The following is a 24,156-nucleotide window of genomic DNA, read 5'->3' as shown; positions in this document are numbered from 1 at the left end:
GCGAGGCGCGCAACGCGCTGGCCAGGGCGGTCTTCTTCTACCGATTGGGTGAAATCCGCGACCGCAGTTTTGAGCAGCAGCGCTACCGGGCCAGCGGCCTCAATCTGGTGACGGCGGCCATCGTGTTGTGGAACACGGTCTATCTGGAGCGTGCCACCAGTGCTTTGCGTGCCCACGGCATGGCGCTGGACGACACGTTGCTGCAATATCTGTCCCCGCTGGGGTGGGAGCATATCAACCTGACCGGCGGTTACCTATGGCGCAGCAGTGCCAAGGTCGGTGCGGGGAAGTTCAGGCCATTGCGACCGCTGCCACCGGCTTAGCGTGCTTTATTTTCCGTTTTCTGAGACGACCCCTGATAATAAAAATTGGTGAGCTGGCAAAAATCTCCGGCTGTTCTGTTCAAACTATCCGTCACTATGACAAGGAGCAGCTTCTTTCGGCGAAAATACGTAGTGATGGCAATTTTCGTCTCTATGATCAGGCCGACATCGAGCGACTGCTATTTATTAAACACTGCCGGAGTTTAGATCTGAGTTTGGCAGAAATTCGTCAGTTACTGAGTTTGAATGACTCGCCAATGTCGCAGTGTGATGATGTCAATCAGATGATTGAACAGCATATCGAACAGGTAGAACGTCGCATAGCGGATTTAACGCAGCTTAATAAACAACTAAAGGCTTTACGTCTTAGCTGCAACTTGAAGCGCACGGTAGAGCACTGTGGTATTTTAAAACAACTGAATGAAGCCGTTAGTCAAACCAACTAAGTTGTTATCAGCAATAAATAGGAGAGTCTTAATGCACCAGCACAACCATTCACATATCAAAGACGACAGCGACAACCGGATCGCTATGGCTTTTTTTCTTAATGTGGGTTTCACCATAATTGAGTTTATCGGCGGTTGGTTAACCAACAGCACAGCAATTATGGCAGATGCAGTGCATGACCTGGGTGATAGCTTATCTATTGGCAGTGCATGGCTGTTGAACCGGCTTGGCCGAAAGTCTGCAAACCGACAATTTACTTACGGCTACCGCAGATTGTCATTGTTTGGCGCCTTAATTAACGGCTTGGTATTGATTGCCGGATCGGTTTGGGTACTGACTGAGGCAATACCGCGGCTGGCTAACCCGGTAATGCCAGTGACAGAGGGAATGCTGGCTTTAGCTGTGCTGGGTGTTGCAGTCAATGGCTTTGCCGCTTACCGCTTGAGTAAAGGAAATACACTGAATGAAAAAGTGCTGAATTGGCATTTGCTTGAAGACTTTCTTGGGTGGGTTGCAGTTTTGGTTGTGGCTATTGTGTTGCAATTTGTGGATTGGCCTATCCTTGACCCTTTGCTTTCTATTGGTTTCACCTTATTTATTTTGGTTAATGTTTTACGAAACCTCAGCACAACTGCGCGTTTATTTCTGCAAGCCGCGCCAGACAGCAAATTGCAAAATGAAATCCAAGATACTTTGCTGAAGATTGATGAGTTAGACAGCATTCATCACCTGCATCTCTGGTCGCTTGATGGTGAACATCATGTACTCACCGCACATGTGGTAACCAATGCCAGCAAGGCATTTACTGCAAACCATTATGCCGATATTAAGCTGCGTATTGCTAACGCATTGGAGCAGTTTGATTTAGCACATACCACGATAGAACTGGAGTTAACACAAGAACATTGTCGGGATGAAGTCCCGGATAAGGTGCAGTGAAGTGACCGTCATTACAACGTTAGGTTTATTTATCATTACTGCAATAGCAGAAATTGTCGGTTGCTATTTGCCTTACTTGTGGCTGAAAAAAGGAGCTTCAGCCTGGGTGCTGTTACCTGCTGCAATCAGTCTGGCATTATTTGCCTGGTTGTTAACGCTTCACCCAACGGCTGCTGGACGTGTTTACGCGGCTTATGGCGGAGTATACGTGACAATAGCAATAGTCTGGTTGTGGGGAGTAGATGGCATTCAACCACACCGCTGGGATCTGGCTGGCGTGGGGCTAATGCTCGCAGGCATGGCAGTGATCATGTTTGCTCCCAGATGAAGCAGACTGTACTCGGAGCATCGGTTTGAAAGTGAGTAAATGGCGAAATAATGAATTTCATAAAAAACATATTCTTAGTCATCATTATATGAGAAATTTCCCGAATCCCGGCTAACCCTCCAGCAGGTTGTTGGCATTCACTGTCAGGCAATCAAGGGGATCCAATAGCTACTGGTCACAAGTACCAGCGCGAGTAGAGCTGTTATCCAAAAGATGACTTGACGGCGTTTACGTACTTGCAAAACGGCACAGGCAGTGCCCGATTCGCAGGCCTCGACGGGACGGTAAACCTTCCACCCAGCCCAACTGAAGAGAACCAGCACAGCGAAGATGAAAAGGGGGCGATAAGGTTCGAGCAGAGTGAGATTACCGATCCAGGCGCCACCAATACCCAGCGTCAGCAACAGGAAGGGGCCGACGCAACACAGTCCTGCGCCGATAGCCGCCGCAATACCGCCGAATATTGGCAGATTGGCATCGTTTTTTGACATGACTCACTCCACTTGGTTTGTTCCAGTAAAGTCAGTCTAAACGCCGTACTCTAGTACGGAGTCAAGCAGGAATAAACTCAGCGCGATTTTCTATCCTCAGGAAGAAGGGAATCGATAATGGGACAATGGGTTTGGTCAGGATTAGCAGCGCATTGGTTCAACAAATCATTAAGGACGGTTTCCAAGCGACGCAGATCAGCCATCTTGGCACGAACACTGACAAGCTTGTGAGAAGCCATGTCTTGTACTTCTTGACAGGGAGTATTATCTAGCATCAGCAGATGGGATATTTCCTCCAAAGTAAACCCCAGTTCCTGGGCACGCTTGATAAACCGGATCCGGTTCAGGGTTGTCACTGGATAGCGACGATACCCCTCGGTTGGTTTATCAGGTTGTTCGATAAGACCACGCCGCTCATAATAGCGGACAGTCTCGACATTAACACCTGCCGACTTTGCTAATTGACTGATTGTGTACATTTGGGCCTTGCTCTCCGTACTTAAGTACGGTGGATTGTAATCCTAAAGCAGATAAACCCCAATAAAACCTTAACGTACGTTTTCGTTCTGTTGGACTTCATACCCCTAGACCTGTAAAACTCACGGATACCTTAAAACAGGCTATTTATGATAAAAGAGCTGAGGGGGCCACCATTGGGCAGCTTGCCAAGGAGTATCACCTTGGAGAAGCCTCTATTTATCGGGCACTGAATTCTGTGAAGAGCACACAAGAAATTACAAGTAAACTTATAAGTAATTGAAGTTTATTTACTTAATTGTTTACATGTAACTTTTAGGTGAATTGGGCTCAATTCACCTAAAACGGTCTTATCTGTTAAGTTTGTTGGTGACTCATTAAAATAACCTTTTAATCATAAGGTTATTTTAATGAGGTCAAGCTAGTATTGTTTTTTTTAGCAAAAAAGGGATTTTTGTGATTTCTAGATTTAAGACGTTATCGGTTAACCAATTCACTTTCATCACTGCGTTGTTTTATGTTGCCATTTTCAATCTACCGCTCTTTGGTATAGTGCGAAAAGGAATTGAAAAACAACCAGAAGTTGATCCCCTTTTCATCGCATCTATGCCGCTATTTTTAACATTTGCGCTGAGTTTTTTGTTTTCAATTTTTACCGTCAAATACCTGCTGAAGCCCTTTTTTATCGTATTGACGTTACTTTCCTCAAGTGTATTTTTTGCAGCCTATCAATACAATGTCGTGTTTGACTACGGCATGATAGAAAACACGTTTCAAACACATCCTGCTGAAGCATTGATGTATGTAAATCTTGCATCAATTACCAATCTACTGCTGACTGGGCTATTACCGTCATATCTTATTTATAAGGCCGATATTCATTATCAGCCCTTTTTTAAGGAGTTATTGCATAAATTAGCCTTTATGCTGCTAATGTTCGTTGGCATTGGGATAGTCGCCTTTTTTTACTATCAAGATTATGCTGCATTTGGTCGAAACAACAGTGAGTTAAGGCGTTACATTGTCCCTACCTATTTTGTCAGTAGTGCATCTAAATATCTCAATGAGCACTATTTGCAGACGCCCATGGAATACCAACAACTTGGCCTAGATGCGAAGAATGCCAGTCGTAACCCGAACACTAAACCTAACTTATTAGTGTTTGTTGTGGGTGAAACTGCGCGCTCAATGAGCTATCAATATTATGGATATAACAAGCCAACCAATGCTCATACCCAAAATCAGGGGCTGATTGCGTTTAACGATACTAGCTCATGCGGCACGGCCACGGCGGTGTCTCTACCCTGTATGTTTTCACGAATGGGGCGGGCAGACTATGATCCTCGCCGTGCTAATGCTCAAGACACAGTGATTGATGTGTTAAGTCATAGTGGTATAAAAGTACAGTGGTTTGATAATGATTCTGGCTGTAAAGGTGTGTGTGATCAGGTTGAAAATCTCACGATAGATTTGAAGAGTGATCCGAAGCTGTGTTCTGGCCAATATTGTTTTGACCAAGTATTGCTCAACAAATTAGATAAAATTCTGGCAGTAGCACCAAGTCAAGATACAGTAATTTTTTTGCATATCATTGGTAGTCATGGACCAACTTATTATCTTAGATACCCGCCAGAGCATCGTAAATTTATACCGGATTGTCCGCGCAGTGATATTCAAAATTGCAGTCAAGAAGAACTGATTAACACCTACGACAACACTATTCTATATACGGATTTTATTCTCAGTGAAGTGGTGAATAAATTAAAAGGTAAGCAGGATATGTTCGATACTGCAATGCTGTATCTCTCTGACCATGGTGAGTCTTTGGGTGAAAAGGGCATGTATTTACATGGTGCGCCCTATAGTATTGCACCGAAAGAACAAACTAGCGTACCAATGCTGGCTTGGGTATCTAATGACTTTAGCCAAGATAATCAGTTGAACATGACTTGTGTTGCACAGCGAGCAGAACAGGGCGGCTTTTCCCACGACAATTTGTTCGACAGTTTGCTAGGACTTATGAATGTAAAAACCACCGTCTATCAGAGCCAACTCGATATTTTTGCACCTTGCAGGTATTAGATATGGCTGTAAATGTTTTATCTTAGGGGTGACATATTCACCCCTTAAATCTTGGACTAACAATGTCCTCTATTGTTACATTTAGCTCTCAATCTTCCACAATGAGTTATCACGGTCTTTTAGACTTAACATCAATTTGCCGTTGTGAAACTAGAACAATGGCTTACAAGCTGTAAATGCTAACTTTACATTTTTGGCGCGTTGGGCAAAATTAGCCAGATAAGATCTGCCGCTCCTGTTTGTCGTCTGTCAATTGAATACATCAAACAGGCGGCTTTACTGACATTGCTATTTTACTTCCAACCGATTATTTACCGAGTGCACACCAGAGGTTGCTGCCGTCACCCGTTCAGCTTGGTCTTTCTGAGCTTGGCTATTTACATTGCCGGATATGGTGACATCGCCCTTGCGGGTTTCTATCTGAATATCTAAATTTTGTAGCTGCTGATCAGCGATCAACGCAGTATTAACTGCTGTGGCAATTTTAATATCATCACCAGTACCATCCTCGGTTGTTACAGTTAAGTCTGGTGTACCTGTTTGAGTATTCACATTGCCACTATCACAACCGTTAAGCAGCAAACTACCAACGAGTACAACACCAGCGGTAACGAACGTAAGTTTCATGGTTTGCATTATAAGCTCCTTCACACTGCAAAAAGTGCAGGGTAATAACCATAATGCAATAACACCAGTTTGAGCTCTGTGCGCTGGCAGACATACAAATCGATCTAGGGCGAGATCACTTGTTAGACTCTTAATTAAACGTCAAGGGTGAGCCCCACGACTTTGATTCACCTCGGCCATTAGGCCGCAAAGCCAAAATCTACACAATAACCCAAAAATAACCCACTAATTGCCAGCACACAGATTTTGCTGAATCTTCCAGCGGCGCTGCATCACAGGAATTGAAAAACCATAACAAAACACCACGATTAGAGGCTGAATTTGAAAGCTCAGCTCGGGCCAGAGCATGAAAGCTGCCACACAGGCTAAGGTGCGCACTATCGCATGCACTATGGCCACCTTTTGCGCAGCTAAAACACCGTGGACTAACCACATTAAACCTGTTTGCACCGCAAGGGCGAAAGGCAAGGCTAAATAGTTTTCCATAAAAAAGGGAATACTGATGCTAAAGGTTAAAAAACTCATCCCCATCGCAGCGAGAAACACAGTCTCAAACCAATTACGCTCAGCGCTTTTCTTAAACGAGATATTCTCGCCCGTCAGCCGCGAAATACCCATGGCAAGGTAGATAATAGAACCAGTACCGATAAAGACCGCCATAACCAACTGCGAAGGAGGTAATACAAAGCTCAATAAAAACAGTAAGCTCCACACAATCATGCCGGATAAAGGCATAGCTAAAGCACGTTGTTGACGGTATTCGATTAATTGTTGGTCCAGTGATTTATGTTGCATAATTAAGCCTCCTTGTTTAGATGACTTAAGTATCTGCGTAAAATGTCCATCACAGCAGTGTGAGTTGTCAGCAATCTAGGATGACAAATGTCACTTCCTTCATCAAAGCCCTAAAATGCCGAGAAAAATGATCATCCATGGCTGAATTTGCTTGGTATTAGGTTGAAAAAAGCGACGATCAGACATATCAAAGGCAGAGCAAATTAAACGATGTAGCGCCACTAACACCCAAATAGGGTTAAATAACTACAGAGGTTACAAAAAAACACAATAACAGCATATAACTCACGCCCTTGTGATTGGGTAATAGCGCGCATAAAGTGCATTATGTTACTGTTTTAGTCATTAGTGACTCGATTTTTTACCGTATTTTAGATAAAGGGTTTAATGGATTATGGAACAAATATTTGAAAAATTAATGTATGCATCGCGCTGGATTATGGCGCCAATTTATTTGGGACTCAGCTTTGTTTTATTGGGCTTAGGCATTAAATTCTTCCAAGAGATCTTCCATATTCTGCCGATCATTTTTGAAATGACTGAAGTGGATTTAGTGCTGGTGACCCTGTCCTTGATTGATATCACCCTCGTGGGCGGCCTGATTGTGATGGTGATGTTTTCTGGCTACGAGAATTTTGTCTCGCAGCTGGATGTAGGCGAAGACAGTGAGAAGCTAAGTTGGCTGGGTAAATTAGATTCTGGCTCACTGAAAAACAAAGTGGCGGCGTCGATTGTGGCGATTTCGTCTATTCACCTACTGAAAATCTTTATGGATGTGAAGAATATCGATAACGACAAAATCATGTGGTATCTGTTAATACACATCACCTTTGTATTATCAGCCTTTGCCATGGGCTATCTAGATAAAATTACTCGCACTAAGTAATGGGCTAACATAGTTGATGCCAACCTATCAACGCATCAATACCAGCATAGTGAATATAAAAAAAGCCACTATTTTCAGTGGCTTTTGTTTTTATAAAATACGACTTAATGGCACATTAACTCTTCGCTGACTCCACCTGATGCACTTTCTCGGTTTGATCCACTATGGTCAACACCGCAGTATCACCAACCACGTTACAGGATGTCAGCACCATATCAATAATCCGATCTAAGGCCGCCACTATGGCAAAGGCTTCTATCGGTAAACCCATTTGATGGATTAATACACCTATCATCACCATGCCGCCACCGGGAACACCGCCCGCACCGACAGATAATAGGAAGACACTAAATAACAGCGAAGGCAATTGCTCAGTGGTAATGGGCATGCCAAAGGCGTTGGCAACAAAGAAAATTGCAATAGTGATATAAATCGCCACACCGCCCATGTTCATGGTCGCACCCAACGGTACGCCAAAACCAGCAACAGCACGGCTCACGCCTAACTTGTCCGTTAAAGTACGCATGGTCACGGGAATAGTCGCATTTGAACTTGCGGTCGAGAGTGAAAACAGCACTTGCTCTTGGGTCTTCTCGCGGAAGGTTTTGGCCGAAATTGGGGTAAATATGCCCACCGCCATAGGGTAAACCACAAAAATCCACAGTAGTAGCAGCGCGAGGATCAGCACCATATACTCAACCACACTCATAAACACACCGGCATCTAAGGTCGCGCCGAGTTTAAACATCAAGGCAAATACACCATAGGGCGCAAGACTCATCACCACAGAAATCAGTTTCATCATGATTCTATTGGCTGTTTGAAAACCTTGGACAGTACCCGCAACATGCTCACCAAGGGACTTAATCACACCGCCAAGCAACAAGGCCATAAAGATCACTTGTAGCATATTGCCCGACATAAAAGCCGTCACAGGATTACGTGGGACTATGTCGATCACCAGCGCCATCAGGCTTGGCAGCTCAGTTGCGGTAATGGCTACACCGTCTGTGCTGCTCATATCCACGCCTTTACCGGGTTCGAGTAGCAGCACCACTAATAATGCGGTCGCGATTGCGACGACAGTATTGATGATATAAAAACCGAAGGTCTTACCGCCCAAGCGGCCAAAACTTTTGAGATCTTGCAGCTCACAGACACCACAAACGATGCTCACAAACACGAGTGGCACCACCAGCATCATGATCATATTAACGAACATAGTACCAACGCCACCGGCAAGCTCGACTAAATTACCCGAGAAAAAACCGATATCGTTTAAGAAGTATTGCACTATTGTGCCGAAAATAAGGCCGGCAAACAGACCAATAAAGATCCGCGTCGAAAGTGATTTCATCATGCTTGTGATTTCCCCAGAAAGGTCATTTATTTGTTATTCATCTTCCATGATGAGCACAATTGCCAATCCATTTTTGGCTCAGGCGGGGATAGTGAAACATGCTAGCCGTTAATTCAATGAATAAATTTCATTTTTTCATCTTGAATTAAGTTAACACCATCACAGAAAAACAGTAATAAACTGATTTTAAATCATAAAAAATTCACCAGCACAATATTTGAGCACTAACGAAATATATTTAAACCAGTATAAACAAACAAAATAAACACCAAATAACATCAAATTAAACATATAAGAAACAACAACCGAATAAAACTCAGACTTAATAACTGAATTTAAATTTATAACAGGATTTAAAACCAGTTAATTATTATAAAGCAGAGAGATGAAAGGGATGACAGCTAAATATATGGCACTAACACTAGTTCAAGTCCGCGAGCCAGCAGGTGTTGCTGTTTGATACTAATACGGTGTTGATTTAGCCAAACGGCTAATTTTTGCCAATGCTTTAACTCGGCATTTTGCAAATATTTAGCCTGTTTCGCTTGCTTGTCGAAATCATCAGTAGAATTAATTTGTGCTATTGCCAATAACTCAGCAGGTGCTGTCAGCGCAAGTTGTGGCACAAGGCAATGGGTCACACCCATTAAGGTATGGGCGATTTGTAGTCCTGCGGGATCTAAGTCGGTAAAGGCGATAATCGGCAGTTTCCCTACCATTGAGCGCAAAAAATGCCGCACGCCAATCGGGGAATGATGACCGCTACCTCGGTAGATAACCATCACATGAGTTAAATCCTGTGGTAAACACGCTTGATGGATAACATCAAATACATCTAAGTTTTCAACCACTAGGATGGCTGCGACATTGAGTTCATGGCAATGCTTTTGTGCTTCATCCAATGGAATTCGCAGTGATGTGCGAGTTGAAATCCCTGTTGGTGAAGATTCGAAACTTAGATACTTCATCAAAACGTATTCGGCTTCAGGACGGATCTTAGCGAGCTTTTCATCGTGACTTTTGGCGGACATCGCGATGCGATCGACATTAAAATCAAGCTGCCTTAAATCAAGCCCCATTAACGCCAACACGCTTTGCCTTAGCAGTTCAAAATCTTTGGGCGCAAAACACAGATACTTTTCGGATTCATCTAACTCACCCACTTCTAACTCGCGATAAATCGCGCGCCAGTTAGCCGTGAGCTTAACCTTGGGAGAACGCTTAATAAAAGCGTTCTCCAACAGTTGTAATTGTTGCTGGCCTAGGCGAGCCATAACTCAACATCGCGAATAATAAAGTTGCCGCTATAGATGGGATGCGGTTCGCCCAATGGCTCAAGCTCAAAATACGCTTTATGTTCATCGGGCAGACCTTCGTAGCCACCAATCACTTGATAAATCCAGCTTTCGGCGTCCCAAGGCAGCGCTTTATCCGCCAGATATTCCAGCGCCGATTGGCGCAGGCCAGACTCAATCACATCGACGAAATACTCATCCACCGCTTGTTTGAGCGGATTATCCGGCACATCGAAGTCTTCACTTTGGGTGATAGAAACGGACACATCATGCTCACGCACCGCCGCAATCACGGGATGACGGCTGATGGCTTTAATGTGCGCGACTATCCCCATCAACTCCAGCTCTTGGCTGGCGTTGTGCACGTCCACCGAAGCAGGGGCGAGCAAGATTTCGGCGCGATTGAATAGACTCGGGATTTCCTTGTGGGACACATGGTCCGCAGGCCGATAATCCGGATGCAAGTCTGTGTAGAGCAACCAGCCCTTGAGCAAACGGGTACGCCCACGGATTTGCCTAAAACGGCCTAAGAGTTCGAGTAAACGTCCCTGCACTACGCTCAGTTCCTGGGCGCAGTCGCTCATGGTTTCCTGCAAAGTCGTCACTAAGAGCTTGCGCAGTTCACGGATATCGCCAGCGATTTCGCCTAGCTCACTAAACTGGAACATCTCTAAGCCATTAAGTAATTCAGACACTTGGCTTTGGGCTAATTCGTTTTCGCGGATCTTAGCGTTGATCGTACCGACGTAACCGAACTCGTTATTGATCCGGCCCCAGAGCACACGGATCGAATAACGCAAACTGTCGGCGAAACTATACACATGTTCGCTCAAATCGGACAAATAGGCCTCAGCGGCGCTGTAGTCTGAGCTATGACGCGCCTCTTTATAATGATCGGCCAAGGTTTTAATGGTCGCTAAAGCTGAGCCGACGTTAGAGTCGATTTGGCGATTACGCTCGTCGCTTAAACCTTCTTCGAGTAAGGCACGCACAGACCGCTTAAGGCGCAGTTCCTGATCTGGCTCTGGCCGCCATAAAATCCCTGCCTGTTTAAGCTTTTCAACCACGCTTGGATCGTGCGCATCCTCGTTAAGAGAGCCCGCCAAATAGGTGTCCATAATGATGTCAGCATGGCGACCTAACTGCTTGAGCAGCTTAACCCCCGCCTGATGTAAGTTACTGCTCATCACGGCCTCCTTGGTCGCAGCTTTTACCTAGGTTTAATCGTGCCAACATTAGATTAAGTCCCGCTGGGTCGCCGTTTCCGCCTGCGCTTCTAGGCTTAAACCTTCGGTTTCATCGATAAAACGAATAACTTCATACAGATAATCCAGCTTGCCCGTGGCGATATAAATTTGCTTCTCCGCATTGGGTCGTACTAAATAGCCGAGTTCGACTAAGCGTTTGAAGACTAATTTGATTTGCGCATCGCTGTTGGTACTGGTCGAGCCAAATAGACGATATTGGCTGAGTTTGGCTAACTGCTCACGAAACGCCGGCGTGTCTTCGATGCGGCTTTGCAGCTCGGTTAAACGCACGGGCGCACCTTCGCTCAGCGGCGCATCTTGGCCACTGGCCTCCTGCACTAATACCAACCATTCCACCAACGGGATCAATGCCTGACAGATATCTTTAAACTGCGATGAAATCACTTTACGTTCGGCATCGCCGAGCTGCAAATAACCGCAGAAGAACACATCACCTTCTGCGGCAGACGCCACGGTACGGTTGATCTGGTTTAAGTAGGCTTCAACCCGCTCGCGGGTGCTGCTATTTTTAAGGGCGCGCCAGCCTTCTTCATTGGTGGTGCGGCAAATAAACTCGCCCTTGAGTAACAGCTCAATCAAAGCGCCAGTGCCAACTAATACGGTTTGGGTTGCATCACTCATTAGATGGCCTCCTTCGACAAACGCTTATTCAACATGTCGGCAATTGGGTTGACCTTAGGCTTCACCACCTGCAACTTCTTAGTTTGTTTGTTGATAATGTAACGGTTGGCGAACAAGTTCAGCACCTCAGACTCAGGGTTCGGGAAGGCGCCCAGCACACAAATATTATTGTTTTCGCAGGCGTCGAAAATCTTCTTCACGTTGGTATGGTGCAAAGTGCCCAACTCATCAATTGGCCAGTGAATGGTCACATCGGCGCGTCCACGCAGCAAGCGCGTGAATGCCAACAAGAACTTACACAAAATCAGATACGCCATACCGTGACTTGAGGATTCGTTAAGCTGTCTGTCGGTGCGGATAATTAAGTCGCTGTTACCTTCTTTGAGGCGCAGCTCGATTTCCAGCAACTTAGAGATGCCCCCCGTTAATGCGGCGCGGCCGATAATGTCTAAGGCGCGGCGCATGCTGTTGGTGTAATCCTCATCGGGCAAGCCATTAAAGCCATCGGCTTTCCAATGTTTAAAGGCTTTGACGAACTGCTCAAGCTCAGGCCAGAACTCTAACTCACTGATGCGCGAGCGAATACGCACAGCCGATTCAGACACGCCATCGAGGAATAACTCTTCGCCCACTTCGCGGGTAATACGCGCACTTTGGGAGGCAATGCGGCGGTCGATATCGGCTAACACATCGTAGAAGGCGGTTAAGTCGACACCAAAAATCCGTCCCTGCTCACGCAGCGCAGTAATCGATTGCGGCACGATCACGTTCAGCAATTGCTCAAGCTGTGGCACTAACTTACGGTAATCCAGCAGACGAATGCCTTTGTCGTTGATAAAGCTCGATTCTTCGCGGGCACGCTCCCAGGTTTCCGCAAGGCCAGAACCTGACTTGCTGGCGATCACTGAGTCGAAATGCTCTACATATTGCTTCACCGAACCCATCAGGTAATCGCGTTTTAGCAGCAAATCCTCACCTTGGCGCAGACGCTCGCCTAGGCTGCCTTGGGCTTCTTCGTTATTGGTCGGTAACTTAAGCTCGGCGAGTTTACGCATTACGGCACGTAACTTAGTTAAGTTTTCAGAAGCTTCAACCTGCGCCGCATCGGACACTTTACGCTCGGTTTCAAGTTGTTGACGACGGGCCTTAACATCCTGAGTTTTCGCCTTAAGCTGTTGATCGATTTCCGATACCGCGCGCTTCACATCGCTAAGCTGAGTTTGCAGTTTAGGTTTGCGCGCAAGCCAAGTGTGTTGATACCAATCGTCAAAGCGCAGTACGTCGCTGCGACGCTGCTCGGCGCGGCTGATTTTGGTTTCTAACTCACGAATTTGTTGCTTGAGTTTGAGGATATTATCCTCATCCACACCGCGGGATTTAAGCTCGTTTTTGTACCAAGTCTCGCAGGCTTTCTGCTCGATTTTGGCGCTTTCGCGGCGTCCTTCAATAGTCGCTTTAATTTGGCCGAGTTGGTTGTCGAGCGCGCCGATGACTTCCTGCCAATAGGCATTCTTTTCCATGCGCGCTTCGAGCGCTTGCTCTTTTTGATCTTCGAGCCAGAGTTCGTGCTGATGTTTAAGTTGTTTTAGCTCACCATCGAGTTGAGTCAGTCTTTGTCCCGCATGGGCTTTGCGCTCGCTCAATGCTTTGTTGATTTTCTCTTGCTCGCTGCGCTTTTCATCAAATAGGCGACGCAGATCGTCACGGCTATTTTTGTACGCCGTGCGAGCAAAAGTCAGTTCACGGCTGAGATTATCCAACTCGCCATTAATGGCCACCAGCTGAGATTCGGCCTCGGCCTGCATTTCTTGGGCACTAGTGTGGGCTTCTTCGGCTTTGCTTAACCGAATACGCAGCTCTTGTTCGGAGGCGGCATATTCAGGCACATCGATCGCTTTAAGATCTAAATGCACGCCAAAGAAAGCTTCGCTCGATTCAGTCACTAAGCTTGGATGTAAATCAGTGCGATGCAGTAGTTCAGGCGCGATCACTTTCCCTAAACTTTGCTCCCAGCCTTGGGATTCTTTACGCAGAAACTCCAATAGGGTGTGGGATTGCGGGAACAGCATGTGGTGCAGTTCATCCAGCGCAGTTTGACGCTCATTCACCCTTAAGGTGGCGATACGCAAGGCTTCGTTGGCTTGGTCACGTTTGGCTCTGAGCTTGCGTTCATCGCTGCTTAAGCGTTCAACCTTGGCATTGCAGCTTTCTTGTTCTTCGTCGGCGCGGTGAATACGTTCGTCGAAAATCGCGAGACTCAGCTTTTCTTCTTCGGTGTAAGTCACGCCATCAACACGCAATTTAAGCTCGGCGGCAGTGAGTTTGAATTGGTATTCCTGCTCGCTAAAGCTAGCCTTGCCCGCATCCATTTGGTTGCGCCATTGCAGCTCTAGGGCGTCAATATCGGTGCGCGCCACTTCACGTTGTTTATCGCGGGCTTCACGCTGCTTGTCTTGGTCGGCATGCAAACCTTCAAGCTCGCGGTTTAACTGCTCGCCAATCTTACTGCGACGAGCATTGTACGCCGCCTCAATGTCTTGGTGCTTCTCGGTTTGCAGCTTATGGCGTTCACTTAGGTTTTCAACATCGGTGCGCCAGTTCGGCAGCATCTCAAGATCGGCCTTGGCTTGCTCTATGTTGGCATCTAAAAAGGCAGCATGCTGATCTTCAATGGCATCGAGCTCATACTCGCACTTTGCCACATCGCCCTTAGCTGCCGATAAATCGAGATTGAGCTCATCGCGCTGCTCTTTCCATTCATCATCGAGCAATCTTAGCTTTAAATTCAGTTCTTTAGATAAGGTTTGCTGAATATCTTGGCGATCGGCTTCTAAGGTTTCATCGTTGCGATAACCACGGGATAAACTCGATAAACGCAGTTCGGCGCTAAGCAGTTGGTTAAATTCTTGTTCGAGTTTTTCAAACTCAGGACGAATAACTTCAAAGCCTTGGATAAGTTGGCTTTCACGGATCCACGCTTCAACGCGCTGCGGATTCAAACGTGAGCTGGGCGGATTAACCCCATCTTCCTCTAAAATGGCGGCGATCATGGATTTGACCGTCTCCATCTTGCCTTCTTTGGAGTGCACCGCTTTAGCGAGTTTTTCGATGTGGCGCAGGGAATGCTCACCCTCACACAGGGCAAATTGGCGTGCATAACCGCGTAGTTCGCTGCGGTTACTGCCCGTGCTCAATAGGGTGCGATCGTTTTGAATAATGGCGCGATATTCACGGGTATTAAGCAAATTTGTGGTGGCGATACCAGCACGTTTTAAATCACGGCCTAATTCCGCCATGGTGTGGCACAGAATAGTGTCGCCATTTTGCGATTTAATATAATCGCTTAGCTCAAAACCTTTGGCGATAAAGCGATAGTTAACGCCCTTACCATCACCCGCCGAGGCCAGCACGGCTTGATACAGTAACCCATCGGCCTTTTGATATTCGTAAATGATGTAGCTTGAATCGTGTGGCAAGTACCAACGCTCGAAACTGTCGCGGGTCGAAGGCACCACGCGGCTTGGGTATTCACCATAAAAAACAGGGACTAGACGTTGTAATGTCGTCTTACCCGAGGCGTTAGTACCACAAATGTTGGTATGGCCATTGAGGGCGAGTTCCACAACGCCCGGAAGGTGCGTATCAATCAGCACAATACGAATCAAGCTTGCCATTTCATTCCTTATGCAAACGGGAGCGTCTTATCTAAGCTGCAGAAGCCTTCTACAGGACAAAGCAAAACAATCCAAGAGGGCCACAGACCTTAAAAAGCACTGTAAAAAGTGATTTTAAAATCATGACCTAAAAATAGTGCCCCTAAAATAAGGCAATCGCGGTGTATTGGCAATTAAGCGGCGCAGCACTAATGCCATGGCTCACAATCTTTACGCCCCGAATTGGGCCCAGAACTAAGCTCTTCTTTACGCCCAGAACTAAGCTACTAGCAAAGCCAATACTAACCGCCAATGATACGACAACTTAACCAAAATAGGCGGCTAACAAAGCGGCAATTAGCGCAGTAAAAGGTAAATTTTAGCGGTTATCTTCAAGGCGCAGGCGATCGGCGATCCGGCTATAGATCAGCATCATTTCCGCCAGCGATCCCACTTGCATACCTTTCATCAAATTGGCGCGGTGGATCTCGACCGTACGCATGGCAATACAGAGGCTATCGGCGATCTCTTGGTTCTTCAGGCCTTGGGCAATCAGGTTGAGTATTTCTCGCTCCCTTGGCGTGAGCGCTTGATAAGTCTCAAGATACTGATTGTCTTGATGATGCGCCTTGGTATGTTCCAACGCTTTGACGACCGCTTCGGCTAACTTAGCGCCATCGGCGGGCTTTTGGAAAAAATCCACCGCACCTAATTTAAGCGCATCTACCGCCATTGGCACATCGCCATGACCCGTGAGATAAATCACCGCTAGCGGACTATTTTTTGCCACTAATTCAAGATGCAACTGCTGACCACTCAAACCCGGCATTCGCACATCGACCAGCGCACAACCCGGTAGTGTTAAGTCTACGGCGGAAAAAAAGGCTTCGGCGCTATCAAAGTCGGTGATCTTAAGGCCATAACTTTCAAGCATAAAACGCAAAGAACGACGCACTGAGTCATCGTCATCGATTAAATACACTGGTAACTCAAGGCTCATTATAGTGCTCCATTGGGCTCAGGTTTACGCGGTATAGCCACCTGCGCTTGGCAACCGCCACCCATAGCGCTTTCTAGGCTAAACGTCCCACCATGGCTCTCGGCAATATCACGGCAAATCACTAAGCCTAAACCTAACCCCTCTGATTTAGTGGAATAAAATGCTTGCATCAGCAGGCTGGTCTCTTCGGTTAACCCTGTGCCATTATCTGTGACTGTCAGCAAGAGCGCACATTCTTGATAGCGAAGATCGATATCGATCGTGGGCGTGTATGGCTTTTGCGTGATGATCTGTTCGGTGCCACTGGATTCAAGCTCTAACCGCTGAACGCAGGCGTCAAAGGCGTTTTTCAGCAAGTTAAGCAACAACTGCTGCATGCCAACTTCATCGAGGGACTGTAAATAAGGTTCACCATTCACATTGACGGCAAGGTTTATCTGATGTTGTTCAAACTCATAGGCGAGCAGCGGCACAGTATCATTGACCAACTCATGCAAATACAAAGGCTGTTTCGACACAGGTCGCTTCTTCAATAAATTACGTAAGCGACTGATAATATTGTCGGCGCGCGTGACTTCCTGCTGGATCAGCGCCAATACAGATTGCAACTCCTCAGGGCTCGTCCCCCGCTGTAATCGCACTTCGGCGCCATGACAATAATGGCCAATCGCCGCCAAAGGTTGATTGAGTTCATGGGAGAGACTCGCGCCAAGCTCGCCCGCGATAGCAATACGCTGGGCATGTTCCAGTAACGCGCGGTTTTCATTGAGCTGGCGCTGAGTGTTAATCAACTCACGGCCACGACGACTAAAGCGGTATTCAAGCCAAAAATGATACACATTGAGTAAAACCAAAATCCCCAAAACAAGCCAAGCCCATTGTTGATGTAACTTGATCCACTGCCACGCCCTTTGCCACCATGGTGCCTGCAAAGGATGCATATCGAGATCTTTAAGCAGTTGATCGATCGCAAGCTGACTCACTGCCGTGGTCCAGCCCGCAGAATCAGCCGACTTAGCGGCGAGATGATCTTCGGGCAGCGCCAGCAAAGCTTGAGTCACACTTTTAGCCAGAGACTGGGAGGCGCGATTGGTCTTTGCCATAGACCAGTTGGGATAAAGGTGAGTCGAGACTTGGCAATTAAATCCCGCAGGCGCTTGATTATCGAGCACTCTATAATGGGCGATGTTAATAAGACCTTCCGTTTGCATCTGCTCAAGCTGACACACGGGCACCACAGCCGCATCCAGTCGATTATCTTTCGCCGCATCATCACCACTTTTTTGATCATCTAACTGATACAACAAATTATCTAGCGGGAACCCCAGCGGAATAATCTCACCCACAAAGCGAGGCAAATCTATGCCCTTTAGCTGCGCTTCGTACACTAAGGTCAAGTAACCACCAAAGGCATTTTTCGATACGATCCCGAGCCGACGCCCCTTGAGATCACTTAAGGTGTGATAGGGCGAATCGGCGCGCACCACCAGCGCCGAACCCACTTGCATTGCCGCGCCATGATTTAACGGACTGCGCAGGGTCGCCAACCAAGTAAGGGAATATTGCCGCGCCAGCAACACGGATTGCCCTGGGTTTGTGATCACAAAATCGAGCCCTTGGGTTTCAACGCCCTTAGCGAGCTCATCGAGGGTGAGAGGATGTAACCTAAAGTAACTGTTGGGAATTTGGGTTTCGAGCCACCCCATCAAAGGTTGCCAGCGGTTGATGGTTGCCTTATAACCGCGGATGGCTAACACGCCAACATCGACCACTTGATAACTGGGCTCTTCGATAGCAACTTGAGCAACAACCTCAGGGTCAGTTAATCCCGAATGCGCACTTTGATTCAGTGGCTCCGCAGCAAACACCTTAACTGAAGCCAGCAAACATAGGAATAACACTGCGTTCCTTGGCTTTTTTCTCGGTATTGCCACGGAATGTGGAGTGCTCAGAATCGATAACGGCCACTTGACCGATACTGCTAAGCGAAACACATTTTTCATCATCCTCAATAACATGAAGTGCAATCCTTTATCCCCAGTCACTCACACTAAAATCAAGTCCAACTCAAGCTAAGAAAAGGCCAAACTCAAGTAACAAAAAATAAAACCCTAGTATTTTGAAGGCTATTCTAACGGATATTTGTTGCGCTAGATCAAGTCCACACCCGATATGTGGAAAACCACTATAGTTATGCCGCCTCCCCTTTTACAGAATGCCTGTAAACCTCGCCATAAACCTTAACTCTAGGTCTATGAGCCAGTTTATTCGCCATCTGCAAGTAGTGAAGGAAATCTGTATGGACAAGAGTAAACGTCAGTTTCTCGGCAAAATGGCCAGCGTCAGTGTTGGCGCCGCACTCATCCCTGTCGTGCAAGTGTATGCACAGGATGATAAGCGCAGCCCTCAAATGCACAGTGCCAGCGAAGGCCAAGTGGGTAAACGTTACGGTATGGTAATTGACTTGCGCCGCTGTGTGGGCTGCCAAGCCTGTACCGTCGCTTGCACTATCGAGAATCAACCGCCCCTCGGGCAATTTCGCACCACAGTGCAGCAGTATGAAGTCTCGCAGCAGGAAGATACCACTCCGCCTGCGTTTTTAATGCTGCCAAGACTTTGTAATCACTGCGAAAACCCGCCCTGCATCCCAGTTTGTCCTACGGGCGCGACCTTCCAGCGCAAGGACGGCATAGTGGTCGTCAACAATGAATGGTGTGTTGGCTGTGGCTATTGCGTGCAAGCCTGCCCCTATGATGCGCGCTTTATCAACCACGACACCAATACCGCCGACAAATGTACCTTCTGCGCCCATAGGTTAGATGCAGGATTACTGCCTGCCTGTGTCGAAACCTGCGTAGGAGAAGCCCGTGTGATTGGCGATCTGAATAATCCCAACAGCCAGATAAGCCAACTGCTTGCCGCCAACAAAACCGATATCAAGGTGCTCAAACCGACGGCCAACACTGCGCCACGGGTGTTCTACATCGGCATGAGCAGCGCTTTTGAGGACAAGATTAGCGGCCAAGCCTCCGTTAGAACCTTACTTACCGATACTGGCGAGGAGATCCACCATGGTCATTAAAGAAATCTTTACCCCAGATATCGCCATTACTTGGCTACCTTGGGCAGTGCAATACTTTTTTATGATGGGGCTCGCCTACGCCAGCGTATGGGTAGCGACAATACACTTGTTTAGCCAACCCAAACCCGATGACAGATTGCTGAAGCTCTGCGCCTGTTTAATGTTAACCGCAGGCATAGTCGCCCCTATCGCCTTACTCGCCGATTTACACCAACCGCTGCGGGCTTGGCATTTTTATGCGCAAGTTCGCCCTGATTCTTGGATGTGGTATGGCGCCTTTTTACTGCCCGTATTCTCGGGCACCAGCGCAGTGTTTGCTTGGCTGCTACTGCGTCAATATCTGCCTAAGCGCACCACGAATCAAGACTCAGATTGGGTGAATAAAATAGGCCAATTACTGAGATTCGGTGATTGGAACAGTGACAAATTCATCAAGCCGATCGCACTGATCACGGCCCTGAGTGCCTGCAGTATCGCCCTCTACACTGGCATGGAAACCATGGCCATTAAGGCGCGGCCACTGTGGCATACCTATTGGCTGCCACCTTTGATGGCAATGAGCGCCCTGCTCGCCGCCTGCGGCACTTTGGTGGTACTGAATCGACTATTAAAGGGCTACCAACAGCGCACCCAAGACAGCCTATTACTCTGGGTAAGAGCGAGTTTTGGTCTATTCGCCCTATGCCTTATCGGCTGGGCGTTATTCGATAAGGGCTCGGCCCCTGAAGCCGCATTATTGCTTGAAACCAGCCCAAGCTGGCAACTGGCCGCGATTTGGGTGCTAATCACACTCGCCGTGCTGGCATTAATGCTCGCCATTCGTCACTTACCCAATATGGCAATGCTAATCGTCAGCCTCACGGCCATTCACCTTGCGTGGGGATTTCGCTGGATAGTGCTAATTCAAGCGCAAACCGATCCTAAATACGGCGCGGGGACTTATCTCTATCAACTGCCTTGGGGACCCGAAGGGCTATTAGGCATAGCCGGTACCTTCGGCCTCTGGTTAGCATTAATGGCGCTGGTCTCCGAACTTATTCGCCACACGCCTGCGGCAAAACTTGCTCGCTGAGCACCCAATTAGTTTACAGAATTAAGGAGTCCATCATGGATAAGAGTAAACGTCGTTTTATCAAAGGGGCCGCTGTAACGGGTGGCGTGGGATTATTTGCTGCGGGTTATAGTCATACATTAGCGCAGATAGGTAAAGGTGTCGTCAATGGTACCTCAGGAAAACCAACCCAAGATCCGCTGCACGGCAATTCCTTAGCACCTGAATACAAAGTCGATTTACAGTCAGGTCAGTTAATCAGCAATGACGATCAACGCATCGCCAATACTATGTGCTTAGGTTGCTGGACCAAATGCGGCGTGCGCGCTCGTATCGATCAAAAAACCGATAAAATCATCCGTATCAGTGGCAATCCTTATCATCCGTTGTCATCGCGGGAACATATCGATTTCGATACACCGATCAAAACCGCCTTTGTTGGGCTTAGCGCCTTTCAAGAACAGGGGCTGCAAGGACGTTCCACCGCCTGCGCCCGCGGTAATGCCATGCTAGAACAATTAGATAGCCCACACCGCGTCACACAATGTCTTAAACGCGTGGGTAAGCGCGGCAGCGGCCAATGGCAGAGCATTAGCTTTGAGCAATTGCTGAATGAAGTCGTCGAAGGTGGTGATTTATTTGGTGAGGGGCAAGTCGAAGGCTTAAGAGCGATTCGTGATATCGCCACGCCACTCGATACCAATAATCCAGAATACGGCCCTAAAGCTAATCAGTTACTGGTCTCAAACGCCTCAGATGAAGGCCGCGATGCCATTATCAAACGCTTTACCTTCAACAGCTTTGGCACCCGTAACTTTGCCAACCACGGCGCTTACTGTGGATTTACCTACCGCGCTGGAGCGGGCGCCTTATTGGATGATTTGAAAAAATACGCCCACTTGAAACCCGATTGGGACCATAGCGAATTTTTACTCTTTATCGGCACGTCGCCGCAGCAATCGGGCAATCCCTTTAAACGCCAAGCAAGACAATTGGCTAACGCGCGGGTGAATAACACTAATTTCAGTTATGTGGTGGTGTCGCCCATGCTGCCCAATACCTCAAATCAACCTTGTGCGGGCAACAACACTTGGCTGCCGATCCGCCCCGCCACCGATTCGGCACTCGCCATGGGCATGTTGCGCTGGATTATTGATAACCAGCGCTATGCCGCCGAGTTTTTGAGTGCGCCCAATGTCGATGCAGCAAAAGCATCAGGTTACCGTGGTTTTAGTAACGCAGGTTTCTTGATCGTCAGCGAACCTACCCATCCAAGATATGGCCAATATCTCTTTGCCAGCGATCTTGGCTTACCTTTCGAGGGCAAAGCCTATGGCGAGCAAGACTCGCAGTTGGTTGTCGATGCCGCGAGTGGCAAGATAGTTTTGGCGAGTCAAAGCCTGAAAGCCAAGCTCGACGTTGACCAAAGCGTCGACACACCTAAGGGAGTGATTGTGGTTAAATCCAGCTTCCAACTGTTGAGTGAAGCGGCGCAGAGCTTCGAAATGGCACACTATGCCAAGGAGTGCGATATCAGCGAGGCGCAGATCATTGCCCTCGCGGATAAATTTACCAGCCATGGCACTAAGGCCGCAGTGATCTCCCACGGCGGCACAATGAGCGCCAATGGTTTTTATAGCGCGTGGGCAATCATGATGCTCAACGCCATGATAGGTAATATCAATTTAAAAGGTGGCGCATTAGCTTCCGGTGGTTCCTTTCCCGCCTTTGGTAAAGGCCCAAGGTATAATCTGCAGGAGTTTGACGGCATGGTCGAGCCTAAGGGCGTATTCCTATCGCGATCTAAATTCCCCTACGAGAAAACCTCAGAGTATCGCCGTAAAGTCGAAGCGGGCGAATCGCCTTATCCTGCTAAGGAGCCTTGGTTTCCGATTTCATCGCCCTTGCTTGGCGAACATTTAACCGCAGCGGTGCACGGTTATCCCTATCGACTCAAAGCATGGATTAACCACATGGGCAATCCGATTTATGGTCAAGCGGGCTTAGGTGAAGCCATTGGTGAACAACTGAAAGATCCCAAAGTGCTACCACTGTTTATCAGTATCGACAGCTTTATTAACGAAACCTCGGCGCTATCGGATTATATCGTGCCCGACACCTTAACCTACGAGTCATGGGGTTGGAGCCCTTCTTGGCATGGAACTCTGACAAAGGAAACGACAGGTCGCTGGCCGATTGTCGAACCAAGGGTCACAAAAATGGCCAGTGGTGATGTGGTGTGCATGGAGTCTTTCTTGAGCCAAGTGGCGATGAAACTGCAACTACCTGGCTTTGGCGAAAATGCCGTTAAGGCCGCCGATGGCAGCTTACATCCGTTAACGCGCGCGGCGGATTACTCACTCTACGGCGCCGCTAACGTGGCCTATTTGGGTAAAGCCGTCGCCGATATCAATGCCGAGGACATGTATCTTAGCGGTGTGAGTCGTATCCAAAGTGAGCTCAATGCCAGACTCAAGCCAGATGAAGTCAAAAAAGTTAGCTACTTATTTGCCCGCGGCGGCCGCTTTGAAAATATGAGCGGTGCACGGGATGAAGTGGGGAATCCAACCAAGGTTTGGCCAAAACCTATGATGCTGTGGAATCCCGAAGTGGGCAGTCGCCGTAACAGTCTCACTGGGGAATTTATGAGTGGCTGTCCGCGCTTATATCAACCCGCCTTAGCCAATGGCACACCGCTCGATAAGGCGTTTAATAAATCACAATGGCCTTTGCTGATCAGTAGTTACAAATCCCACACCATGAGCTCTATGAGTATTGGCTCGGATCGTTTGCGCCAAGTGCACCCTAATAATCCAGTGCGACTGAACGAGAAGACCGCCAGTCGCCTTGGGATCAGCACAGGTGACACGGTCAAGATCAGCACGCCCAACGGCAGCGTGATTGCCTTAGTGGAATGTGTTGCCGGAGTGCACCCTGACTGCATCGCTATCGAACACGGTTATGGCCATAAGGAACTCGGCGCGCGGGACGTAGTGATCGACAACCTTAAAATCGCCGCCAATCCGCTGATCCGAGTCGGCATCAATATGAACGACTTGAATCTGTTTGATCCGAGTCGCCACGGCCGTTACCCGCTGGTGGATTGGGCAAGTGGCGCTTCGGCCAGACAAGGGCTGCCAGCTAAGATTGAAAAACTAAGCTAACCGCCGAGCAAAGATGACACTTAAGAAGCTGCCCTTTGGCAGCTTTTCTATGGCCTTAATTCAATCTGATTAAGCCTAATCGCATCATTAATGCTTTCTAGCTATGCCTATTCGCGAATAAACCGAGGAATAGTGATCTTTTTTACTCAATTTAGGTATATAGATCCCGATCACGCGTTTCATAGAAATAAACCACATATTAAAATCACAGCTATATTTATCAGTATATCTAGCTCGAAATATCGAGCTTTCAATAAAGAACTGCAG

Annotated in this window: 20 protein-coding genes; 9 read left to right on the top strand and 11 right to left on the bottom strand. The window is 47.6% G+C overall.

The annotated features are described in order from the left end of the window. The 4 genes from L5M11_RS11315 to L5M11_RS11300 form a co-directional block, all read left to right on the top strand. A partial coding sequence (locus L5M11_RS11315; RefSeq protein ID WP_263192108.1) for a Tn3 family transposase occupies positions 1 to 323 on the top strand: 323 nt, incomplete at its 5' end. 32 nt (positions 324 to 355) lie between these two features. Continuing rightward, positions 356 to 769 carry a Cd(II)/Pb(II)-responsive transcriptional regulator gene (gene cadR / locus L5M11_RS11310; RefSeq protein ID WP_286957289.1) on the top strand — a complete coding sequence of 138 codons (414 nt, stop codon included), beginning with the start codon at positions 356 to 358 and terminating at the stop codon, positions 767 to 769. Between the two features lie 31 nt (positions 770 to 800). After that, positions 801 to 1,709, top strand: a complete 909-nt coding sequence (locus L5M11_RS11305; protein ID WP_011919296.1) for a cation diffusion facilitator family transporter — start codon at positions 801 to 803, stop codon at positions 1,707 to 1,709. A 1-nt stretch (position 1,710) separates the two neighbouring features. Beyond that, the gene (locus L5M11_RS11300; protein WP_008224334.1) at positions 1,711 to 2,037 is read left to right on the top strand and encodes a YnfA family protein; all 327 of its coding nucleotides are present in this window, start codon (positions 1,711 to 1,713) and stop codon (positions 2,035 to 2,037) included. Positions 2,038 to 2,180: 143 nt separating this feature from the next. On the opposite strand, the gene L5M11_RS11295 is transcribed toward L5M11_RS11300, so the two are convergent. Then, complete coding sequence (locus L5M11_RS11295) at positions 2,181 to 2,528, bottom strand: mercuric transporter MerT family protein (RefSeq protein ID WP_058689194.1); 348 nt, start codon at positions 2,526 to 2,528, stop codon at positions 2,181 to 2,183. 77 nt (positions 2,529 to 2,605) lie between these two features. Then, entirely contained in the window at positions 2,606 to 3,007 is a 402-nt protein-coding gene (merR, locus tag L5M11_RS11290) for an Hg(II)-responsive transcriptional regulator (protein WP_069455590.1), read from the bottom strand. A gap of 454 nt (positions 3,008 to 3,461) precedes the next feature. Here merR and L5M11_RS11285 point away from each other — a divergent pair, with 454 nt between their 5' ends. Then, positions 3,462 to 5,087: a phosphoethanolamine--lipid A transferase MCR-4.3 gene (locus L5M11_RS11285; protein WP_011638903.1), complete on the top strand. Its 1,626-nt coding sequence runs from the start codon at positions 3,462 to 3,464 to the stop codon at positions 5,085 to 5,087. Positions 5,088 to 5,375: 288 nt separating this feature from the next. On the opposite strand, the gene L5M11_RS11280 is transcribed toward L5M11_RS11285, so the two are convergent. Together L5M11_RS11280 and L5M11_RS11275 are read right to left on the bottom strand one after the other, a co-directional pair. Beyond that, positions 5,376 to 5,723: a BON domain-containing protein gene (locus L5M11_RS11280; protein WP_105250242.1), complete on the bottom strand. Its 348-nt coding sequence runs from the start codon at positions 5,721 to 5,723 to the stop codon at positions 5,376 to 5,378. 216 nt (positions 5,724 to 5,939) lie between these two features. Next, on the bottom strand, positions 5,940 to 6,509 hold the full coding sequence (locus L5M11_RS11275; protein ID WP_263192107.1) for a DUF7010 family protein: 570 nt from the start codon (positions 6,507 to 6,509) through the stop codon (positions 5,940 to 5,942). 394 nt (positions 6,510 to 6,903) lie between these two features. Here L5M11_RS11275 and L5M11_RS11270 point away from each other — a divergent pair, with 394 nt between their 5' ends. Continuing rightward, positions 6,904 to 7,395 (top strand): TIGR00645 family protein, encoded by a 492-nt coding sequence (locus tag L5M11_RS11270; protein ID WP_105250244.1) that lies wholly within the window; start codon positions 6,904 to 6,906, stop codon positions 7,393 to 7,395. A gap of 115 nt (positions 7,396 to 7,510) precedes the next feature. Here L5M11_RS11270 and L5M11_RS11265 read toward each other — a convergent pair whose 3' ends face one another. The 7 genes from L5M11_RS11265 to L5M11_RS11235 all read right to left on the bottom strand — a co-directional run bounded on the left by L5M11_RS11265 (position 7,511) and on the right by L5M11_RS11235 (position 18,610). Next, positions 7,511 to 8,755, bottom strand: coding sequence for a dicarboxylate/amino acid:cation symporter (locus tag L5M11_RS11265; RefSeq protein WP_263192106.1), 1,245 nt, complete (start codon positions 8,753 to 8,755; stop codon positions 7,511 to 7,513). 401 nt (positions 8,756 to 9,156) lie between these two features. Then, positions 9,157 to 10,029 carry a hypothetical protein gene (locus tag L5M11_RS11260; RefSeq protein ID WP_263192105.1) on the bottom strand — a complete coding sequence of 291 codons (873 nt, stop codon included), beginning with the start codon at positions 10,027 to 10,029 and terminating at the stop codon, positions 9,157 to 9,159. Further along, the gene (locus L5M11_RS11255) at positions 10,017 to 11,237 is read right to left on the bottom strand and encodes a hypothetical protein (RefSeq protein WP_011790750.1); all 1,221 of its coding nucleotides are present in this window, start codon (positions 11,235 to 11,237) and stop codon (positions 10,017 to 10,019) included. The genes L5M11_RS11260 and L5M11_RS11255 overlap by 13 nt, the downstream gene beginning before the upstream one ends. Before the next feature lie 48 nt (positions 11,238 to 11,285). Then, the gene (locus L5M11_RS11250) at positions 11,286 to 11,939 is read right to left on the bottom strand and encodes a hypothetical protein (protein ID WP_011790751.1); all 654 of its coding nucleotides are present in this window, start codon (positions 11,937 to 11,939) and stop codon (positions 11,286 to 11,288) included. Next, positions 11,939 to 15,613, bottom strand: coding sequence for an ATP-binding protein (locus L5M11_RS11245; protein ID WP_263192104.1), 3,675 nt, complete (start codon positions 15,611 to 15,613; stop codon positions 11,939 to 11,941). Before L5M11_RS11245 ends, L5M11_RS11250 begins: the two co-directional genes overlap by 1 nt. Before the next feature lie 358 nt (positions 15,614 to 15,971). After that, the gene (locus L5M11_RS11240; RefSeq protein WP_263192103.1) at positions 15,972 to 16,592 is read right to left on the bottom strand and encodes a response regulator transcription factor; all 621 of its coding nucleotides are present in this window, start codon (positions 16,590 to 16,592) and stop codon (positions 15,972 to 15,974) included. Then, positions 16,592 to 18,610: a PhnD/SsuA/transferrin family substrate-binding protein gene (locus L5M11_RS11235; protein WP_263192101.1), complete on the bottom strand. Its 2,019-nt coding sequence runs from the start codon at positions 18,608 to 18,610 to the stop codon at positions 16,592 to 16,594. Before L5M11_RS11235 ends, L5M11_RS11240 begins: the two co-directional genes overlap by 1 nt. Before the next feature lie 281 nt (positions 18,611 to 18,891). On the opposite strand from L5M11_RS11235, the gene dsrO reads away from it, so the two are divergent. The 3 genes from dsrO to L5M11_RS11220 are packed head-to-tail and all read left to right on the top strand — an operon-like array spanning position 18,892 to position 23,889. Next, a complete protein-coding gene (gene dsrO / locus L5M11_RS11230; protein WP_263192100.1) occupies positions 18,892 to 19,674 on the top strand; it encodes a sulfate reduction electron transfer complex DsrMKJOP subunit DsrO in 783 nt (260 codons plus the stop codon). Continuing rightward, positions 19,664 to 20,746 (top strand): NrfD/PsrC family molybdoenzyme membrane anchor subunit, encoded by a 1,083-nt coding sequence (nrfD, locus tag L5M11_RS11225; protein WP_263192099.1) that lies wholly within the window; start codon positions 19,664 to 19,666, stop codon positions 20,744 to 20,746. The genes dsrO and nrfD overlap by 11 nt, the downstream gene beginning before the upstream one ends. Before the next feature lie 35 nt (positions 20,747 to 20,781). Further along, positions 20,782 to 23,889, top strand: coding sequence for a tetrathionate reductase subunit A (locus L5M11_RS11220; protein WP_263192097.1), 3,108 nt, complete (start codon positions 20,782 to 20,784; stop codon positions 23,887 to 23,889). The last annotated feature ends 267 nt before the right edge of the window (positions 23,890 to 24,156 follow it).

Origin of the sequence: Shewanella sp. SM87 (genome assembly GCF_025653705.1) — a bacterium.
GTDB lineage: Bacteria > Pseudomonadota > Gammaproteobacteria > Enterobacterales > Shewanellaceae > Shewanella > Shewanella oncorhynchi.
This window is presented reverse-complemented; position numbering and strand designations above follow the sequence as displayed.

Bases quoted from the DNA above. Each gene is read 5' to 3' on its own strand.
- L5M11_RS11305 (WP_011919296.1), top strand. From the start codon at position 801: ATGCACCAGCACAACCATTCACATATCAAAGACGACAGCGACAACCGG.
- L5M11_RS11295 (WP_058689194.1), bottom strand. From the start codon at position 2,528: ATGTCAAAAAACGATGCCAATCTGCCAATATTCGGCGGTATTGCGGCG.
- merR (WP_069455590.1), bottom strand. From the start codon at position 3,007: ATGTACACAATCAGTCAATTAGCAAAGTCGGCAGGTGTTAATGTCGAG.
- L5M11_RS11280 (WP_105250242.1), bottom strand. From the start codon at position 5,723: ATGCAAACCATGAAACTTACGTTCGTTACCGCTGGTGTTGTACTCGTT.
- L5M11_RS11275 (WP_263192107.1), bottom strand. From the start codon at position 6,509: ATGCAACATAAATCACTGGACCAACAATTAATCGAATACCGTCAACAA.
- L5M11_RS11270 (WP_105250244.1), top strand. From the start codon at position 6,904: ATGGAACAAATATTTGAAAAATTAATGTATGCATCGCGCTGGATTATG.
- L5M11_RS11265 (WP_263192106.1), bottom strand. From the start codon at position 8,755: ATGATGAAATCACTTTCGACGCGGATCTTTATTGGTCTGTTTGCCGGC.
- L5M11_RS11260 (WP_263192105.1), bottom strand. From the start codon at position 10,029: ATGGCTCGCCTAGGCCAGCAACAATTACAACTGTTGGAGAACGCTTTT.
- L5M11_RS11255 (WP_011790750.1), bottom strand. From the start codon at position 11,237: ATGAGCAGTAACTTACATCAGGCGGGGGTTAAGCTGCTCAAGCAGTTA.
- L5M11_RS11250 (WP_011790751.1), bottom strand. From the start codon at position 11,939: ATGAGTGATGCAACCCAAACCGTATTAGTTGGCACTGGCGCTTTGATT.
- L5M11_RS11245 (WP_263192104.1), bottom strand. From the start codon at position 15,613: ATGGCAAGCTTGATTCGTATTGTGCTGATTGATACGCACCTTCCGGGC.
- L5M11_RS11240 (WP_263192103.1), bottom strand. From the start codon at position 16,592: ATGAGCCTTGAGTTACCAGTGTATTTAATCGATGACGATGACTCAGTG.
- L5M11_RS11235 (WP_263192101.1), bottom strand. From the start codon at position 18,610: ATGTTATTGAGGATGATGAAAAATGTGTTTCGCTTAGCAGTATCGGTC.
- dsrO (WP_263192100.1), top strand. From the start codon at position 18,892: ATGGACAAGAGTAAACGTCAGTTTCTCGGCAAAATGGCCAGCGTCAGT.
- nrfD (WP_263192099.1), top strand. From the start codon at position 19,664: ATGGTCATTAAAGAAATCTTTACCCCAGATATCGCCATTACTTGGCTA.
- L5M11_RS11220 (WP_263192097.1), top strand. From the start codon at position 20,782: ATGGATAAGAGTAAACGTCGTTTTATCAAAGGGGCCGCTGTAACGGGT.